The 13,126-nt window shown below is 62.9% G+C and carries 12 protein-coding genes, 1 pseudogene and 1 riboswitch; of the genes and pseudogenes, 5 read left to right on the forward strand and 8 right to left on the reverse strand.

The genetic code is table 11. The features are described from left to right. Positions 1-13 precede the first annotated feature (13 nt). Positions 14-1,510, forward strand: coding sequence for a phosphomannomutase/phosphoglucomutase (locus tag ACGYLD_RS15235; protein WP_271691848.1), 1,497 nt, complete (start codon positions 14-16; stop codon positions 1,508-1,510). A gap of 75 nt (positions 1,511-1,585) precedes the next feature. Here the strand turns inward: ACGYLD_RS15235 and ACGYLD_RS15240 are convergent, their stop codons facing one another. The 5 genes and pseudogenes from ACGYLD_RS15240 to ACGYLD_RS15260 form a co-directional block, all read right to left on the reverse strand. Further along, positions 1,586-2,233, reverse strand: a complete 648-nt coding sequence (locus ACGYLD_RS15240; RefSeq protein ID WP_271691849.1) for a phosphoribosylanthranilate isomerase — start codon at positions 2,231-2,233, stop codon at positions 1,586-1,588. Positions 2,234-2,242: 9 nt separating this feature from the next. Further along, positions 2,243-2,593 carry a lipopolysaccharide assembly protein LapA domain-containing protein gene (locus tag ACGYLD_RS15245; protein ID WP_271691852.1) on the reverse strand — a complete coding sequence of 117 codons (351 nt, stop codon included), beginning with the start codon at positions 2,591-2,593 and terminating at the stop codon, positions 2,243-2,245. Beyond that, positions 2,593-2,877: an integration host factor subunit beta gene (gene ihfB / locus ACGYLD_RS15250; RefSeq protein WP_067261426.1), complete on the reverse strand. Its 285-nt coding sequence runs from the start codon at positions 2,875-2,877 to the stop codon at positions 2,593-2,595. The genes ACGYLD_RS15245 and ihfB overlap by 1 nt, the downstream gene beginning before the upstream one ends. A 284-nt stretch (positions 2,878-3,161) precedes the next feature. Further along, positions 3,162-4,856: pseudogene (rpsA, locus tag ACGYLD_RS15255) on the reverse strand (30S ribosomal protein S1); the annotation flags it as partial. Positions 4,857-5,253: 397 nt separating this feature from the next. Then, positions 5,254-6,006: a response regulator gene (locus tag ACGYLD_RS15260; RefSeq protein WP_271691854.1), complete on the reverse strand. Its 753-nt coding sequence runs from the start codon at positions 6,004-6,006 to the stop codon at positions 5,254-5,256. Positions 6,007-6,136: 130 nt separating this feature from the next. Between ACGYLD_RS15260 and trmB the strand changes: the two genes are divergently transcribed. From trmB to ACGYLD_RS15280, 4 genes are all read left to right on the forward strand, one after another. Continuing rightward, positions 6,137-6,838, forward strand: a complete 702-nt coding sequence (gene trmB, locus ACGYLD_RS15265) for a tRNA (guanosine(46)-N7)-methyltransferase TrmB (RefSeq protein WP_067261420.1) — start codon at positions 6,137-6,139, stop codon at positions 6,836-6,838. Positions 6,839-6,932: 94 nt separating this feature from the next. Further along, entirely contained in the window at positions 6,933-8,285 is a 1,353-nt protein-coding gene (gene aroA, locus ACGYLD_RS15270) for a 3-phosphoshikimate 1-carboxyvinyltransferase (protein ID WP_209217349.1), read from the forward strand. Further along, a complete protein-coding gene (locus ACGYLD_RS15275; protein WP_271691855.1) occupies positions 8,282-8,785 on the forward strand; it encodes a hypothetical protein in 504 nt (167 codons plus the stop codon). Before aroA ends, ACGYLD_RS15275 begins: the two co-directional genes overlap by 4 nt. Next, positions 8,782-9,408, forward strand: a complete 627-nt coding sequence (locus ACGYLD_RS15280; protein ID WP_271689435.1) for a d(CMP) kinase — start codon at positions 8,782-8,784, stop codon at positions 9,406-9,408. The genes ACGYLD_RS15275 and ACGYLD_RS15280 overlap by 4 nt, the downstream gene beginning before the upstream one ends. Positions 9,409-9,454: 46 nt before the next feature. Here ACGYLD_RS15280 and metK read toward each other — a convergent pair whose 3' ends face one another. The 3 genes from metK to ACGYLD_RS15295 form a co-directional block, all read right to left on the reverse strand. Next, on the reverse strand, positions 9,455-10,636 hold the full coding sequence (gene metK, locus ACGYLD_RS15285; protein ID WP_271691856.1) for a methionine adenosyltransferase: 1,182 nt from the start codon (positions 10,634-10,636) through the stop codon (positions 9,455-9,457). A gap of 4 nt (positions 10,637-10,640) precedes the next feature. Further along, positions 10,641-10,689: riboswitch (SAM-SAH riboswitch) on the reverse strand. Positions 10,690-10,720: 31 nt separating this feature from the next. Further along, the gene (gene lnt, locus ACGYLD_RS15290; RefSeq protein WP_271691857.1) at positions 10,721-12,220 is read right to left on the reverse strand and encodes an apolipoprotein N-acyltransferase; all 1,500 of its coding nucleotides are present in this window, start codon (positions 12,218-12,220) and stop codon (positions 10,721-10,723) included. Beyond that, positions 12,217-13,119: a hemolysin family protein gene (locus ACGYLD_RS15295; protein WP_271691858.1), complete on the reverse strand. Its 903-nt coding sequence runs from the start codon at positions 13,117-13,119 to the stop codon at positions 12,217-12,219. The genes lnt and ACGYLD_RS15295 overlap by 4 nt, the downstream gene beginning before the upstream one ends. Positions 13,120-13,126: the final 7 nt, after the last annotated feature.

Below are 13,126 nucleotides of genomic sequence, written 5' to 3' on the forward strand. Positions count from 1 at the left end.
GCGAGTATTTGACGTGAGTAAACCGGCCTCCACCGTGACCCCGAACACTTGGGAATTCCTGCGCGATGCGATGATCACCCCGACGGGCTTTCGCGAATATGACGCGCGTTGGAAATACCCCGACGATATCAATCTGCCCGGCATCACCGCCCTCGGCCTTGGGCTTGGCACGCAGATGCATGCGCGTGGGATTGAGCCTGTCATCGCCGTGGGCAATGACTATCGCGACTATTCGCTCTCGATCAAAAACGCGCTGATGCTGGGGCTGATGCAGGCCGGGATCACGGTCAAGGATATCGGCCCGGCGCTTTCTCCCATGGCCTATTTCGCTCAGTTCCACCTCGATGCCCCTGCCGTTGCCATGGTCACGGCGAGCCACAACCCGAACGGCTGGACCGGCGTCAAAATGGGCTTTCAGCGCCCCCTCACCCACGGCCCGGACGAGATGGCCGAGCTGCGCGACATCGTGTTGAATGGCCGCGGCGAACGGCGTCCGGGCGGGGCTTACGAGTTCGTCGACGGCGTGCGCGAAGCCTATCTGGATGACCTCGTCGGTGACTTCAAAATGACCCGCAAACTGAAGGTCGTCTGCGCCACCGGCAATGGCACCGCATCGGCCTTCGCGCCCGAATTGTTCCGCCGCTTGGGGGTCGAGGTCGTCGATAGCCACAACACGCTCGACTACACCTTCCCCCATTACAACCCAAACCCCGAAGCCATGGAGATGCTGCACGACATGGCCGACAGCGTCCGCGCCTCCGGCGCTGATCTGGCGCTCGGTTTCGACGGTGACGGGGACCGCTGCGGCGTGGTGGATGACGAAGGCGAAGAGATCTTCGCCGACAAGATGGGCGTCATCATGGCCCGCGATCTGGCCAAACTGCACCCAAACAGCACCTTCGTCGCGGATGTGAAATCCACCGGCCTCTTTGCCTCGGACCCTGAGTTGCAGAAACACGGGGCCAAGGCGGACTATTGGAAAACCGGCCACAGCCACATGAAACGCCGTGTTAAAGAACTGGGCGCGCTGGCGGGGTTCGAAAAGTCCGGCCACTATTTCTTGGCCGAGCCGATTGGCCGTGGCTATGACTGCGGCATGCGCGTTGCGGTGGAAATCTGCAAGCTGATGGACCGCAACCCCGACAAATCCATGTCGGACCTGCGCCGCGCCCTGCCCCAGACCTATTCGACGCCCACCATGTCGCCCTATGCCTCGGACACCGAGAAATACGACATCCTCGACCGGATCGTGGAGAAGCTCACCGCCAAGGCCGAAGCCGGGGACAAGATCGGCGGCCGCGCGATTGCCGAGGTCATCACCGTCAACGGCGCACGCGTCATGCTCGACAACGGCGGCTGGGGCCTCGTGCGGGCCTCCTCCAACACGCCGAACCTTGTCGTGGTGTGTGAAAGCCCCGAATCTGACGCTGAAATGCGTGCGATCTTCGCCGATATCGATGCGGTGATCCGCACCGAGCCGGGCGTGGGCGATTACGATCAATCGATCTGATCGCCATTTACGGCACCAGAACGACAATGGCCCGGGACATCGCCATCGGGCCCTTTTTCTTTGAACTAAAAGAGCTTACTTCAGCGCCGCTTCGCAGAAGGCGCGAATGCGCTCGGCATCCTTCACCCCCGGCGCGCTCTCGACACCCGAAGAGACATCAACCTGTCGCGCCCCGGTGAGGGCAATCGCCTCCCCCACATTCTCGGCGTTCAGCCCCCCGGCGAGCATCCAAGGCTTCGGCCAGCGCCGCCCGGCGATCAGCCGCCAGTCAAAGGCCAGCCCATTGCCGCCCGGCAGCACCGCATCCTTGGGCGGCTTGGCATCGACCAAAAGCTGATCCGCGACGGTGACATAGTCGTTCAGCAGCGCCAGATCATCGCGATCCGCCACGCCGATGGCCTTCATCACCGGCAGCCCATAGCGCGCCTTGACCTCGGCCACCCGCGCCGGGCTTTCGCTGCCGTGCAGCTGTAGCATGTCCAAAAAGGGCACCGCGGCCAGCAGCGCATCCAGCGCCGCATCATCCGCATTGACGGTCAGCGCGACTTTGCAAATGCCGTCCGGCACGGCCTCGGTCATATGCGCCGCGGCCTCCAGTGACAGATGGCGCGGGGATTTTTCGAAAAAGACAAATCCCAGTGTCCGTGCGCCCGCCAAGAGGGCAGCGGGCACATCGGCAGGGTCGGTCAGACCGCAGATTTTTACGTTAACGTTCTCAGGCATGGGTGGGGTCTAGCCTGCTTCGTCGAGCAGCGCCAGCACCTCATCCTTGCCCTGATGCTTCTCTTCCTTGAGGCGGATCACCTCCCGCTCCAACCGACGACGTTCACGCGCTTGCCGCGCCAGTTCGGCCCGGTGGCCGTGTTCGCGGATCCATTCCCAAACGAAGCCCACCAAAAGCCCTGCGATGATCCCGCCAAGGATCACGACAAAGAGCGGCAGTTCAATAGAGGGGTTCACGGCAAACCAACCTGAAATCTCGGTCGGAAGCACTTGAAGTGTCACGATATTCCGGTTCGCCAGAGCAACGGAAACCAGCGCAATCGCGAAAAGCGCGATGCAGGCATAACGAATGTAACGCATCAGCTTTTCCCGTTCAGCCGGTCACGCAAGAGTTTGCCCGTCTTGAAGAAGGGCACATGCTTTTCTTCGACATTCACCGTCTCACCGGTGCGCGGGTTGCGCCCCACACGGGCATCGCGTTTCTTGACAGAAAAAGCACCGAAGCCTCGCAATTCGACCCGGTCCCCACGCGCCATGGCGCCCGTGATCTCATCAAAGACCGTGTTTACGATCCGCTCAACATCACGTTGATAAAGATGCGGATTGTCGTCAGCGATCTTCTGGATCAGTTCCGACCGGATCATGGCACGTCCCCCGAGAATTTATTGATGTCTTACCCGACTATAGGAAATAACGCCCCACACGGGAAGGTGTTCCACCAGCGCCGCGATAGATTTTTCGCAGCGAAACCCCTGTTATTTCGGCCCTTTTCCGCCGCCTGCCGCCGCTGGAGGCCATGGCGCGTAGGGATTGGGTATAAGGGCCAAAACCCGCTTCGCGATTCGACCCCGCCCCCGGAACAGCAAAAGGCCCCGCATATCGCCATGCGGGGCCTTCGCTAAGATTACATATTCAACGTGGAATATGCTTACTCGTCGTCGCCTTTCAGCGCCGCGCCAAGGATGTCGCCCAAGCTCGCGCCGGAGTCGGAGGAACCGTACTGCTGTACCGCCTCTTTCTCTTCTGCGATTTCACGCGCCTTGATGGAGACGCCCAGACGGTGTGCTTTCGCATCAACGTTGGTGATGCGCACGTCGACCTTGTCACCGACCGAGAAACGCTCGGGGCGCTGTTCGGCACGGTCACGGCTGAGGTCGGAACGACGGATGAAGCTCTTCATGCCTTCGTATTCGACTTCGATGCCGCCATCTTCGATGGAGGTCACGGTCACGGTCACGATCGAGCCGCGCTTCACGCCGCCCACGGCTTCGGCGAACTTGTCACCGCCAACGTTCTTGATCGAGAGCGAGATGCGCTCTTTCTCAACGTCGACTTCGGAGACAACGGCCTGAACCACGTCACCTTTGCGGTAGTCTTGGATCGCTTCTTCGCCGCGCTGGTCCCAGCTGAGGTCGGAGAGGTGAACCATGCCGTCGATGTCGCCGGGCAGGCCAACGAACAGACCGAATTCGGTGATGTTCTTGACTTCGCCTTCGACTTCGGTGCCCTCGGGGTGTGTTTCAGCGAACACTTCCCATGGGTTGCGCATGGTCTGCTTGAGACCAAGGGAAACACGACGCTTGGCGCTGTCGATTTCCAGAACCATGACTTCGACTTCTTGGCTGGTGGACACGATCTTGCCGGGGTGCACGTTCTTCTTGGTCCAAGACATCTCGGACACGTGAACCAGACCTTCAACGCCCGGCTCCAGCTCAACAAATGCGCCGTAATCGGTGATGTTGGTAACGCGGCCGCTGTGCACGGAACCCAGCGGGTATTTCGCGCCAACCAAATCCCATGGATCTTCCTGCAGCTGCTTCATGCCGAGGCTGATGCGGTGGGTCTCTTTGTTGATCTTGATGACCTGAACCTTGATGGTCTCGCCGATCGACAGGATCTCGGACGGGTGGTTCACGCGACGCCATGCCATGTCGGTGACGTGCAGCAAGCCGTCGACACCGCCAAGGTCAACAAACGCACCGTATTCGGTGATGTTCTTGACCACACCATCGACGGTCTGACCTTCGGTCAGGTTGCCAATGACTTCGGCACGCTGTTCGGCGCGGGACTCTTCGAGGATCGCACGGCGCGATACAACGATGTTACCACGACGGCGGTCCATCTTGAGGATTTGGAACGGCTGCTTGAGACCCATGAGCGGGCCTGCGTCGCGCACGGGGCGCACGTCGACCTGCGAACCGGGCAGGAACGCAACTGCGCCGCCGAGGTCGACGGTGAAGCCACCTTTGACACGGCCAAAGATCGCGCCTTCGACACGCTCTTCTGCGGCATAGGCTTTTTCCAGACGATCCCAGGCTTCCTCACGGCGGGCCATTTCGCGGCTGATGACGGCTTCGCCACGCGCGTTTTCGACTTGGCGAAGGAAAACTTCGACTTCGTCGCCAACTTCGATTTTGGGGGATTCGCCGGGATCAGCAAATTCTTTCAGCTCAACGCGGCCTTCCATTTTGTAGCCGACGTCGATGATGGCTTGGCCCGCTTCGACAGCGATCACCTTGCCTTTGACGACTGTGCCCTCTTGGGGCGTGTCCATTTCAAAGCTTTCGTTAAGAAGCGCTTCGAATTCGTCCATTGCTTTGGTCATGTAGCTTTTCGTATCCTTATCAAATGTTTCTGGCCGCGCGGTTGTCTCCGCCGGTCTGGAGTTGCAATTGGTCGTTGTGGTGGCACCGTGCCGATCTTGTCAGAGAAGCTCCGACATAATAGCACAGCGGTTGACCCGCAGCCGAACGCAAACAAAAGAGGGCCGGTTAGTACCGACCCTGCCCGCTATATCGCGTCCGAAGCTGTAACCGCCCCTTAGACAAGGCGCGTATAGGCGAATTTTGGCGCTCCTGCAAGGGCTATGGCGTGCTGGCCGGGGGATATGCGGGGTTCTGCCGGGCGAGGGTTCCGTAGTGCGCCCGGGGATAGAGGGCACCACAACTGATCAGAGCCATCGCGGCGCTGCAACTTCTTCATAGCGATCTGCACGGCCTTCGCCGCGGCAAGCCTCCCGCTCACCCGCCCCAGCCCGCGCCCAGCCCCGGCGCGGGTTTCGGCGGATCAGCAAGATCGCCTTCGGCAAGGTCACTGCCTTGATAGCTGGCAAGGTCCTCAACAAACTCCCACAGACGCAAGAAAGTGTAATCAACCTTTCCTAACGCCTCCGCCACGGCGGCGGGGTTCGACCTGTCCAAGGCGCATAGCGCGCGCATGCTTTCATTCACCATCGGCTTAATATCCTGCGCGCATTCCTCGGTGAACCGCCGTAGAACGCTTTGCAGCTCAGACCGTTTTTGCTCCTGCGTGGCCACGCCCAGTTGCAGCGCGGTCTTGTGAAGCGCGTGAAAGGCGGAACGCCTGAGCGTGCTTTGCGAGAGTTCATCCTTGGCGATGTAGTCACTACAACCGCCGCGCAGCGCTTCGATTGCGACGTCGCTCTGCTCCGTCCCGGTGACCATCACCGTGGCCACACCACCGTTGCGCGGGTGGGCACGGATCATCTGCAAGCCGCGCAGGCCATCCCCGTCGGGCAGGTTGTAGTCCAGCAAGATCAGGTCGAACGCCCCCTCATCCAACTGCTGGCCGAGGGCGGCGAGGCTCTCCGCCTCTGTCAAAGAGACAGGAAAGTCCAGCCCGCCGCAGAGCCGTTTGATCCGCATCCGGTCAAAGCGCTGGTCATCGACGATCAGGATACGCGCCGCCGCCAAAGGCCCCGCCGCGCCATCCGCCCTATCGCCTGCACCGCTTCCGCGCCTTGCCACGTTCATCAGCCGTCCCCCTGCTTTGCCTCGGCATTTAGACCCACGGAGCCTAACAAATGGTTAACCCGCCCCTATTCGCCGCCAGCGTTGCAGAGGAATGTTGCGGTGGCGCGGCGAGGCCGCTACATGAGCCGCCATGAGTGATACAACACGCCCCCGCCGCAACTTCTATGGCCGCCTCAAAGGCAAAGCGCTGAAGAAGTCGCAAAAGACCTATATCGACGAAGACCTCGACGCATTGTCGCCGGGGGCCGTCGATTGGGAGAGCAATCCCGACCGTAGGCCCCTTGACCTTGATACGCTGTTTGGCGGGCGCAAGGTCTGGCTGGAAATCGGCTTTGGCGGCGGTGAGCATCTGGTGCATCAGGCCGGGCAAAACCCGGATGTAGGCATCATCGGCTGCGAGCCTTACATCAACGGCGTCGCCATGTTGCTGGGCAAAATCCGGCGCGCGGGCGTGGACAACCTCGCCATTCACCCCGGTGACGTGCGCGATATGTTCGACGTGTTGCCCGAAGCCTCAATCGACCGGGCGTTCCTGCTCTATCCCGATCCTTGGCCGAAAACCCGCCACCACCGCCGCCGTTTTGTCACGCCCGAGCATCTGGAGCCCTTGGCCCGCGTGTTGAAACCCGGCGCGATCTTCCGCGTGGCGACGGATATCGAGGATTACGTCCGCCAGACGCTCGAACAGGTGCCGCAGCATGGGTTTGATTGGCTGGCCGAAGGGCCGGACGATTGGCGCGCGCCTTGGGATGACTGGATTTCGACCCGCTATGAGCAAAAAGCGCTGCGCGAAGGCCGCACCCCGCATTACCTGACCTTCCGCAAACGCTGAACCGCGCCGCCTGATCGCGCCCATCGCACGCGCGGCGATGGACGCTGCCGCCCGCCTGCGATAATAGGAACCTTGAGCAGATCAGAGGTACCTCATGTCCAGTCACGGCAGCCCCATTCCTATGTCATCGCGCGCCTGCGGGCCGCTTAGCGGCACCGCCGAAGTGCCCGGCGACAAGTCGATCTCGCACCGCAGCCTGATCCTTGGCGCCATGGCCGTGGGCGAGACCACGATCACCGGGCTTTTGGAGGGGCAAGACGTGCTCGACACCGCCAAAGCCATGCGCGCTTTCGGGGCCGAGGTCGTCGACCACGGCGGCGGCTCCTATTCCGTGCACGGGGTGGGTGTCGGCGGCTTTGCCGAGCCGGACAATGTGATCGACTGCGGCAATTCCGGCACCGGCGTGCGGCTGTTGATGGGGGCGATGGCGACCTCTCCGATCTCGGTCACCTTCACGGGCGATGCCAGCCTCAACAGCCGCCCGATGGCGCGGGTGACCGATCCGCTGGCGCTGTTCGGCACGCAATCCGTGGGCCGCGCCGGGGGCCGCCTGCCGATGACGCTCGTGGGTGCCGCCGAGCCTGTGCCGGTGCGCTACACCGTGCCCGTGCCTTCGGCGCAGGTGAAATCCGCGGTGCTGCTGGCGGGGCTGAATGCGCCGGGCAAAACCGTGGTGATCGAGGCCGAAGCCACCCGCGACCATACCGAGCGGATGCTGGCGGGCTTTGGCGCCGAGATCACGGTTGAAGAGACCGACGAGGGCCGCGTCATCACCCTGACCGGCCAGCCCGAGTTGAAGCCGCAGCATATCGACGTGCCGCGCGACCCCTCCTCCGCCGCCTTCCCCGTATGTGCCGCGCTGATCGTGCCCGGCTCGGACGTGCTGGTACCGGGCATCGGGTTGAACCCGACCCGCGCGGGGCTGTTCACCACCCTGCGCGAGATGGGCGCGGACCTGACCTATGAAAACGAACGTACCGAGGGCGGCGAGCCTGTGGCCGACCTGCGCGCAAAGTTCTCGCCCAACCTCAGGGGCATCGAAGTCCCCCCCGAACGTGCGGCGAGCATGATCGACGAATACCCCGTGCTCTCGGTCGTGGCAGCCTGTGCCACCGGCGAGACCGTGATGCGCGGCGTCAAGGAACTCCGCGTCAAGGAAAGCGACCGGATCGAGGCCATGGCCAGCGGGCTGCGCGCCAATGGGGTCGCGGTCGAAGACGGGCCGGATTGGTGGACTGTCAAAGGGCTGGGCCACGGCAATATCCCCGGGGGTGCGACCTGCCAAAGCCATCTCGACCACCGTATCGCCATGTCGTTCCTGATCCTTGGCATGGTCGCGCAACAGCCGGTGCAGGTGGACGATGGCGGCCCCATCGCCACCTCCTTTCCAATTTTCGAGCCGCTGATGGCCTCTTTGGGTGCGCAGGTCGAACGGTTGCCTGCGTGACAGGCGACCGGCTGATCTGGCTCAGCCTTTGCGCTGCACTGGCCTTTGCAGCCCTTGCGGGCTTTGCCGAGACACATCTGCGCGCGGCGGGCATCGGCGTCTTGGACGGGCGGCTTCTGGGCTATGATCTGCCCGAGGTGCGCGCCTATCTGTCAGCACTCAGTCCCGAGCAGACGGCGCTGTATCTGGGCCAGTTCCGGCTGGCCGACACCGCCTTCCCCGCCCTCTTGGCGCTGGCCCTGCTGCTGTGGTTCCGTCGCTGGTCATCGGGCGGGCTGCGGCTGGGGCTGACGCTGGCCGTAGCGCTGTATCTGGGGGCGGATTACACTGAAAACATGCTGATCGGGCGGCTGGTCGAATTGGGGCCGGACCGGATCACCGCACAGGCCGTCGCAACGGCGAGCCTGTTCACAAAGGCGAAATGGTTGATACTGGCGGGCTGTTTCACGGCGGCCCTGCTGCTTGGCCTGCGGGCCCGGAACAAAAGGAATTTGCGATGACGGATAACAAAACCAACGGCATCACCGTTGCCATCGACGGCCCCGCCGCGGCGGGCAAAGGCACCGTGGCCAAGGCGGTGGCGGCACATTTCGGCTTTGCGCATCTCGACACCGGGCTTTTATACCGCGCGGTCGCGGCCAAGACCCTCACCGGGATGGACCCGGAAGAAGCGGCCCAGACCCTCGCCCCCGTCGATCTGGAAGACCCTACTCTGCGCAGCCCCGAGGTTGCCCAAGAGGCCAGCAAAGTGGCGGTGATCCCCGCGGTGCGTGCCGCCCTAGTGCGGTTCCAGCGCAGCTTTGCCACCCGCGCAGGTGGTGCGGTGCTCGACGGGCGCGACATCGGCACGGTGATCTGCCCCGACGCGCCGGTCAAACTCTTCATCACCGCCAGCCCCGAAGTGCGCGCACAGCGCCGTTTCGCCGAACTGTCGGGCAAGGGGATCGAGACCAGCTATGAAGATGTGTTGGAAGACGTGCGCCAGCGCGATCTACGCGACATGAGCCGGGACCAAGCGCCGCTGAAACCCGCCGAGGATGCGAAACAGATCGACACGACGGAAATGGCGATTGAAGATGCAGTGGCCGCCGCCGTGGCCTTGGTCGAGGCGAAACGGGGCTGACCTCCGCCGCGAAAGTGGGGGGCGCTGTCGCCCACCCCCTGAATACTTACACAGCCGCCTTCAACTGATCGACCAGATCGCGGCGCTCCCAGCTGAAACCGCCATCCGCGTCGGGCGCGCGGCCAAAGTGGCCATAGGCCGCCGTGCGCTGATAGATCGGCTTGTTCAACTGCAAATGCTCACGAATGCCGCGCGGGGTCAGGTCAATGATCTGGCGGATCGCTTTTTCGATCGCAGCGTCATGCACGTCACCGGTGCCATGGGTGTCGCAATAGATCGACAGCGGCTCGCTCACGCCAATCGCATAGCTCAGCTGGATGGTGCATTTGTTCGCCAGCCCCGCCGCCACGACGTTTTTCGCCAGATAGCGCGCCACATAGGCCGCCGAACGGTCGACCTTGGTCGGGTCTTTGCCCGAAAACGCCCCGCCGCCATGCGGTGCGGCCCCGCCATAGGTGTCCACGATGATCTTGCGGCCCGTGAGCCCCGCGTCGCCATCCGGCCCGCCGATCACGAAAACGCCGGTGGGGTTCACATGCCAAACGGTGTCGGCATCGATCCACCCCTCGGGCAGAACCTCTCGGATATAGGGCTCCACGATCTCGCGGATATCGGCGCTGGTCTGGCTTTCGCTCTCATGCTGGGTCGACAGCACGATGGAGCTTACGCCCACCGGTTTGCCGTTCTCGTAACGCACCGAAAGTTGGCTTTTCGCATCGGGCCGCAGGGTCGGCTCGGTCCCGTCTTTGCGCACCTCGGCCAGACGGCGCAGGATCGCATGGGCGTAGTGGATCGGCGCGGGCATCAACTCGGGCGTCTCATCGGTGGCGAAACCGAACATGATACCCTGATCGCCTGCGCCCTCTTCCTTGCCATCGGCGGCATCGACGCCTTGGGCGATATGCGCCGACTGCGGGTGCAGCAGATTGGTGATCTCACATGTCGCGTGGTGGAACTCATCCTGCTCGTAACCGATGTCTTTGATGCAGGCGCGGGCGATATCCTCGACACCCGCCAGATATTCATCGAGCTTGGTCTTGTTGGCCAGCCCGACCTCGCCCCCGATCACGACGCGGTTGGTGGTGGCAAAGGTTTCGGCGGCGACCCGCGCTTCGGGTTCCTCGCTGATGAAAGCGTCGAGGATGGCATCGGAAATCCGGTCGCAGACCTTATCCGGGTGCCCCTCGGAAACGGATTCCGAAGTGAAAGTATAGTTCTGACGGGACATGTAGTGCTCCAATAAAAATTACGCACCACGTCAGGAAGCCGTTGTGGTGCTCTCCCAACGGCTTAGACAACCGCTGGTGGATGGTCAATCGGCATTCCCCGGGCTGCGACGGCGGGCCACGGCAAGCCCGGCAAGGCAGAGGGTCAGAAGCAGGATTAAAGGCAAATCACCGCTGCGGCTATAGAGCGTGGGCGCCAGTGGCGCTGGCAGCGGCGCGTCGATGAAGCCTGCGGAATTGAGCGGCAGCGAAGCGATCACCCTCCCCTGCGGGTCGATCATCGCCGAGATGCCAGTATTGGCCGCCCGGGCCATGGGCAGCCCCTGCTCGATCGCGCGCATCCGCGCTTGGGCCAGATGCTGACGCGGGCCTGCGGCCTTGCCGAACCATGCGTCATTGGTCACCTGCATCAGGAAGGCGGGCCGCGCTGGCGCGGCGTTCACATCATGGGCAAAGACGGCCTCGTAGCAAATCAACGGCAATGCGGCGCCGAGCGATCCCATATCCAACACCTGCGCCCCCGGCCCGCTGGAAAAGCCGTTCCCCTCCTGCGCGGCGAGGCCGTGGATCCCGAAACGCGCCATCAGATCCCCCAAGGGCATGTATTCGCCAAAGGGCACGAGGTGATGTTTGTCATAAAGCTGATCGACCGCGCCGCCTTCGTCGAGCAGGACGAGCGAGTTGTAGTAGCGCATGTTCGACCGGCGCTGCACGCCCAGCGCCACCGGCACGTCCGAGGCCGCGCCGATCTCATCCAAAGCGCTGCCTGCCATGTCCAACGACCATGGGATCGCGGTCTCGGGCCAGATCACCAGATCGGGGGCCGTGCCTTCGTCTGGCGGTGCGGCGGCAGTGTAGTCGAGCTGGCGGGAGAAATAGAATTCAAAGGTATCGGGGTTCCACTTATCGCGTTGCGCAGCATTAGGCTGCACCAAACGGACCACGTTCTCGGTCAGCACCGCGGGCGGCGCTTGCGGGGGCAACAGCAACAGCAGCACCGTCGACAAGGCCAGCGCCCCCTGCCCCAACCGCAGGCTCAAAGGGCCGCGCAGCAGCAAGATCGCGGCAATGGCGAATAGCCAGAGGTTCAGCGCATAGGGGCCGACCCAGGCGAGGCCCTGCCCCGCCATCACGCCAACCAGTCCTTGAGCGGGCATGGCCCATGGGAAGCCGGTGAAAATATAGGCGCGCAGCAGTTCCACCGCCGCCCAAGTCAGCGCCAGCGCCAGCCCACGCTTCGGCGCGATCCAACGGGCGAGGCCAAAGGCCAGCCCCCAGAACAGCGCCATGCCAGCGGCCAGAAGGATCAGCGCAAAAGGCGCCATCCACCCATGCTGCGCCACATCGACCATGAAGGGCGAAACGATCCATTGCAGCGCATGCAGGAAATAGCCAAAACCAAAGCCCCAGCCTAAAAGCGCCGGGCGCATTGGCCCGCCGGATTGCGCGCGAAAAAGCCAAAACGCCGCCACCAGCCCGGCGAAGAGCAAAAGTGGCAGTTCATAAGGCGCTTGCCCGAAGGCTGCGATGGCCCCGGCGAGGGGGGCCAGCAGCAACCGGCCCCGCATCGCCAGCCGTTGCCTCATCCCCCGGCCCCTTGGGTGCGGACCCGCAACCGTTTGATGCGGCGCGGATCGGCGTCAATCACCTCGAACTCCGGACCATCAGGGTGCAAGACCACCTCGCCCCGCGCAGGCACGCGGCCCGACAGCATAAAGACCAAGCCCCCAAGCGTATCGATCTCTTCTTCGTCGACGGTTTCATGGTCGGTCAGGGAATGGCCAATCTCAGCCTCGAAATCCCCCAGTGGGGTCTTGGCGAGCGCGAGATAAGTGCCGGGCTTTTCGACCGTCCAATAGGTGCCCTCATCGACGTCATGTTCGTCTTCGATCTCACCTATGACCTGCTCGATCAGATCTTCGATGGTCACCAGCCCGTCGACACCGCCATATTCGTCGATCACCAGCGCCATATGCCGCCGCTCGGCCTGCATCTTGGTGAGCAGAACGCCGATGGTCATCGACGGCGGCACATAGACCAGTGGCCGCAGCAGGGTGCGCAGATCGAACTTGGTGTTTTTGCCGTTGAAACCGTGGTTTAGCGCAAGGTCTTTGAGGTGGACCATGCCCACGGGCGTGTCGAGCGTGCCATCATAGACCGGCAGGCGGGTCATCCCGCTTTCCTTGAAGACCGAGACCAGCTCATCCAGCGTGGCGCTGACCGGCACGGCGGTGATATCCGCCTTTGGGATCGCCACGTCATCGACCCGCATCCGGCGCAGGTTCATCATGCCATGGCCCGTGGGCCGCTCGGCCTCTGCCGAGGTCTCTGGCGTGTCCTCCTCGCTGTCCGATGGGCTTAATGCCTCGAACACCCGAGAGAAGAAATTGCCGGTGCGCATCGCGCCATCGTCCGGCTGCTCATGTCTGTCTTCATCTGTCAGCGCGCTCTGCGCCGCGTCAGATGATCCGTCTGTATCGCCCATTGGGTCC

This window comes from Sulfitobacter sp. 1A12056 (assembly GCF_043558125.1).
GTDB lineage: Bacteria > Pseudomonadota > Alphaproteobacteria > Rhodobacterales > Rhodobacteraceae > Sulfitobacter > Sulfitobacter faviae.

Coding starts and splice junctions, on each gene's coding strand:
- lnt (WP_271691857.1), bottom strand. CDS start 12,220: ATGAGGCAACGGCTGGCGATGCGGGGCCGGTTGCTGCTGGCCCCCCTC.
- ACGYLD_RS15245 (WP_271691852.1), bottom strand. CDS start 2,593: ATGCGTTACATTCGTTATGCCTGCATCGCGCTTTTCGCGATTGCGCTG.
- ACGYLD_RS15260 (WP_271691854.1), bottom strand. CDS start 6,006: ATGAACGTGGCAAGGCGCGGAAGCGGTGCAGGCGATAGGGCGGATGGC.
- ACGYLD_RS15240 (WP_271691849.1), bottom strand. CDS start 2,233: ATGCCTGAGAACGTTAACGTAAAAATCTGCGGTCTGACCGACCCTGCC.
- aroA (WP_209217349.1), top strand. CDS start 6,933: ATGTCCAGTCACGGCAGCCCCATTCCTATGTCATCGCGCGCCTGCGGG.
- ACGYLD_RS15295 (WP_271691858.1), bottom strand. CDS start 13,119: ATGGGCGATACAGACGGATCATCTGACGCGGCGCAGAGCGCGCTGACA.
- ACGYLD_RS15280 (WP_271689435.1), top strand. CDS start 8,782: ATGACGGATAACAAAACCAACGGCATCACCGTTGCCATCGACGGCCCC.
- metK (WP_271691856.1), bottom strand. CDS start 10,636: ATGTCCCGTCAGAACTATACTTTCACTTCGGAATCCGTTTCCGAGGGG.
- trmB (WP_067261420.1), top strand. CDS start 6,137: ATGAGTGATACAACACGCCCCCGCCGCAACTTCTATGGCCGCCTCAAA.
- ihfB (WP_067261426.1), bottom strand. CDS start 2,877: ATGATCCGGTCGGAACTGATCCAGAAGATCGCTGACGACAATCCGCAT.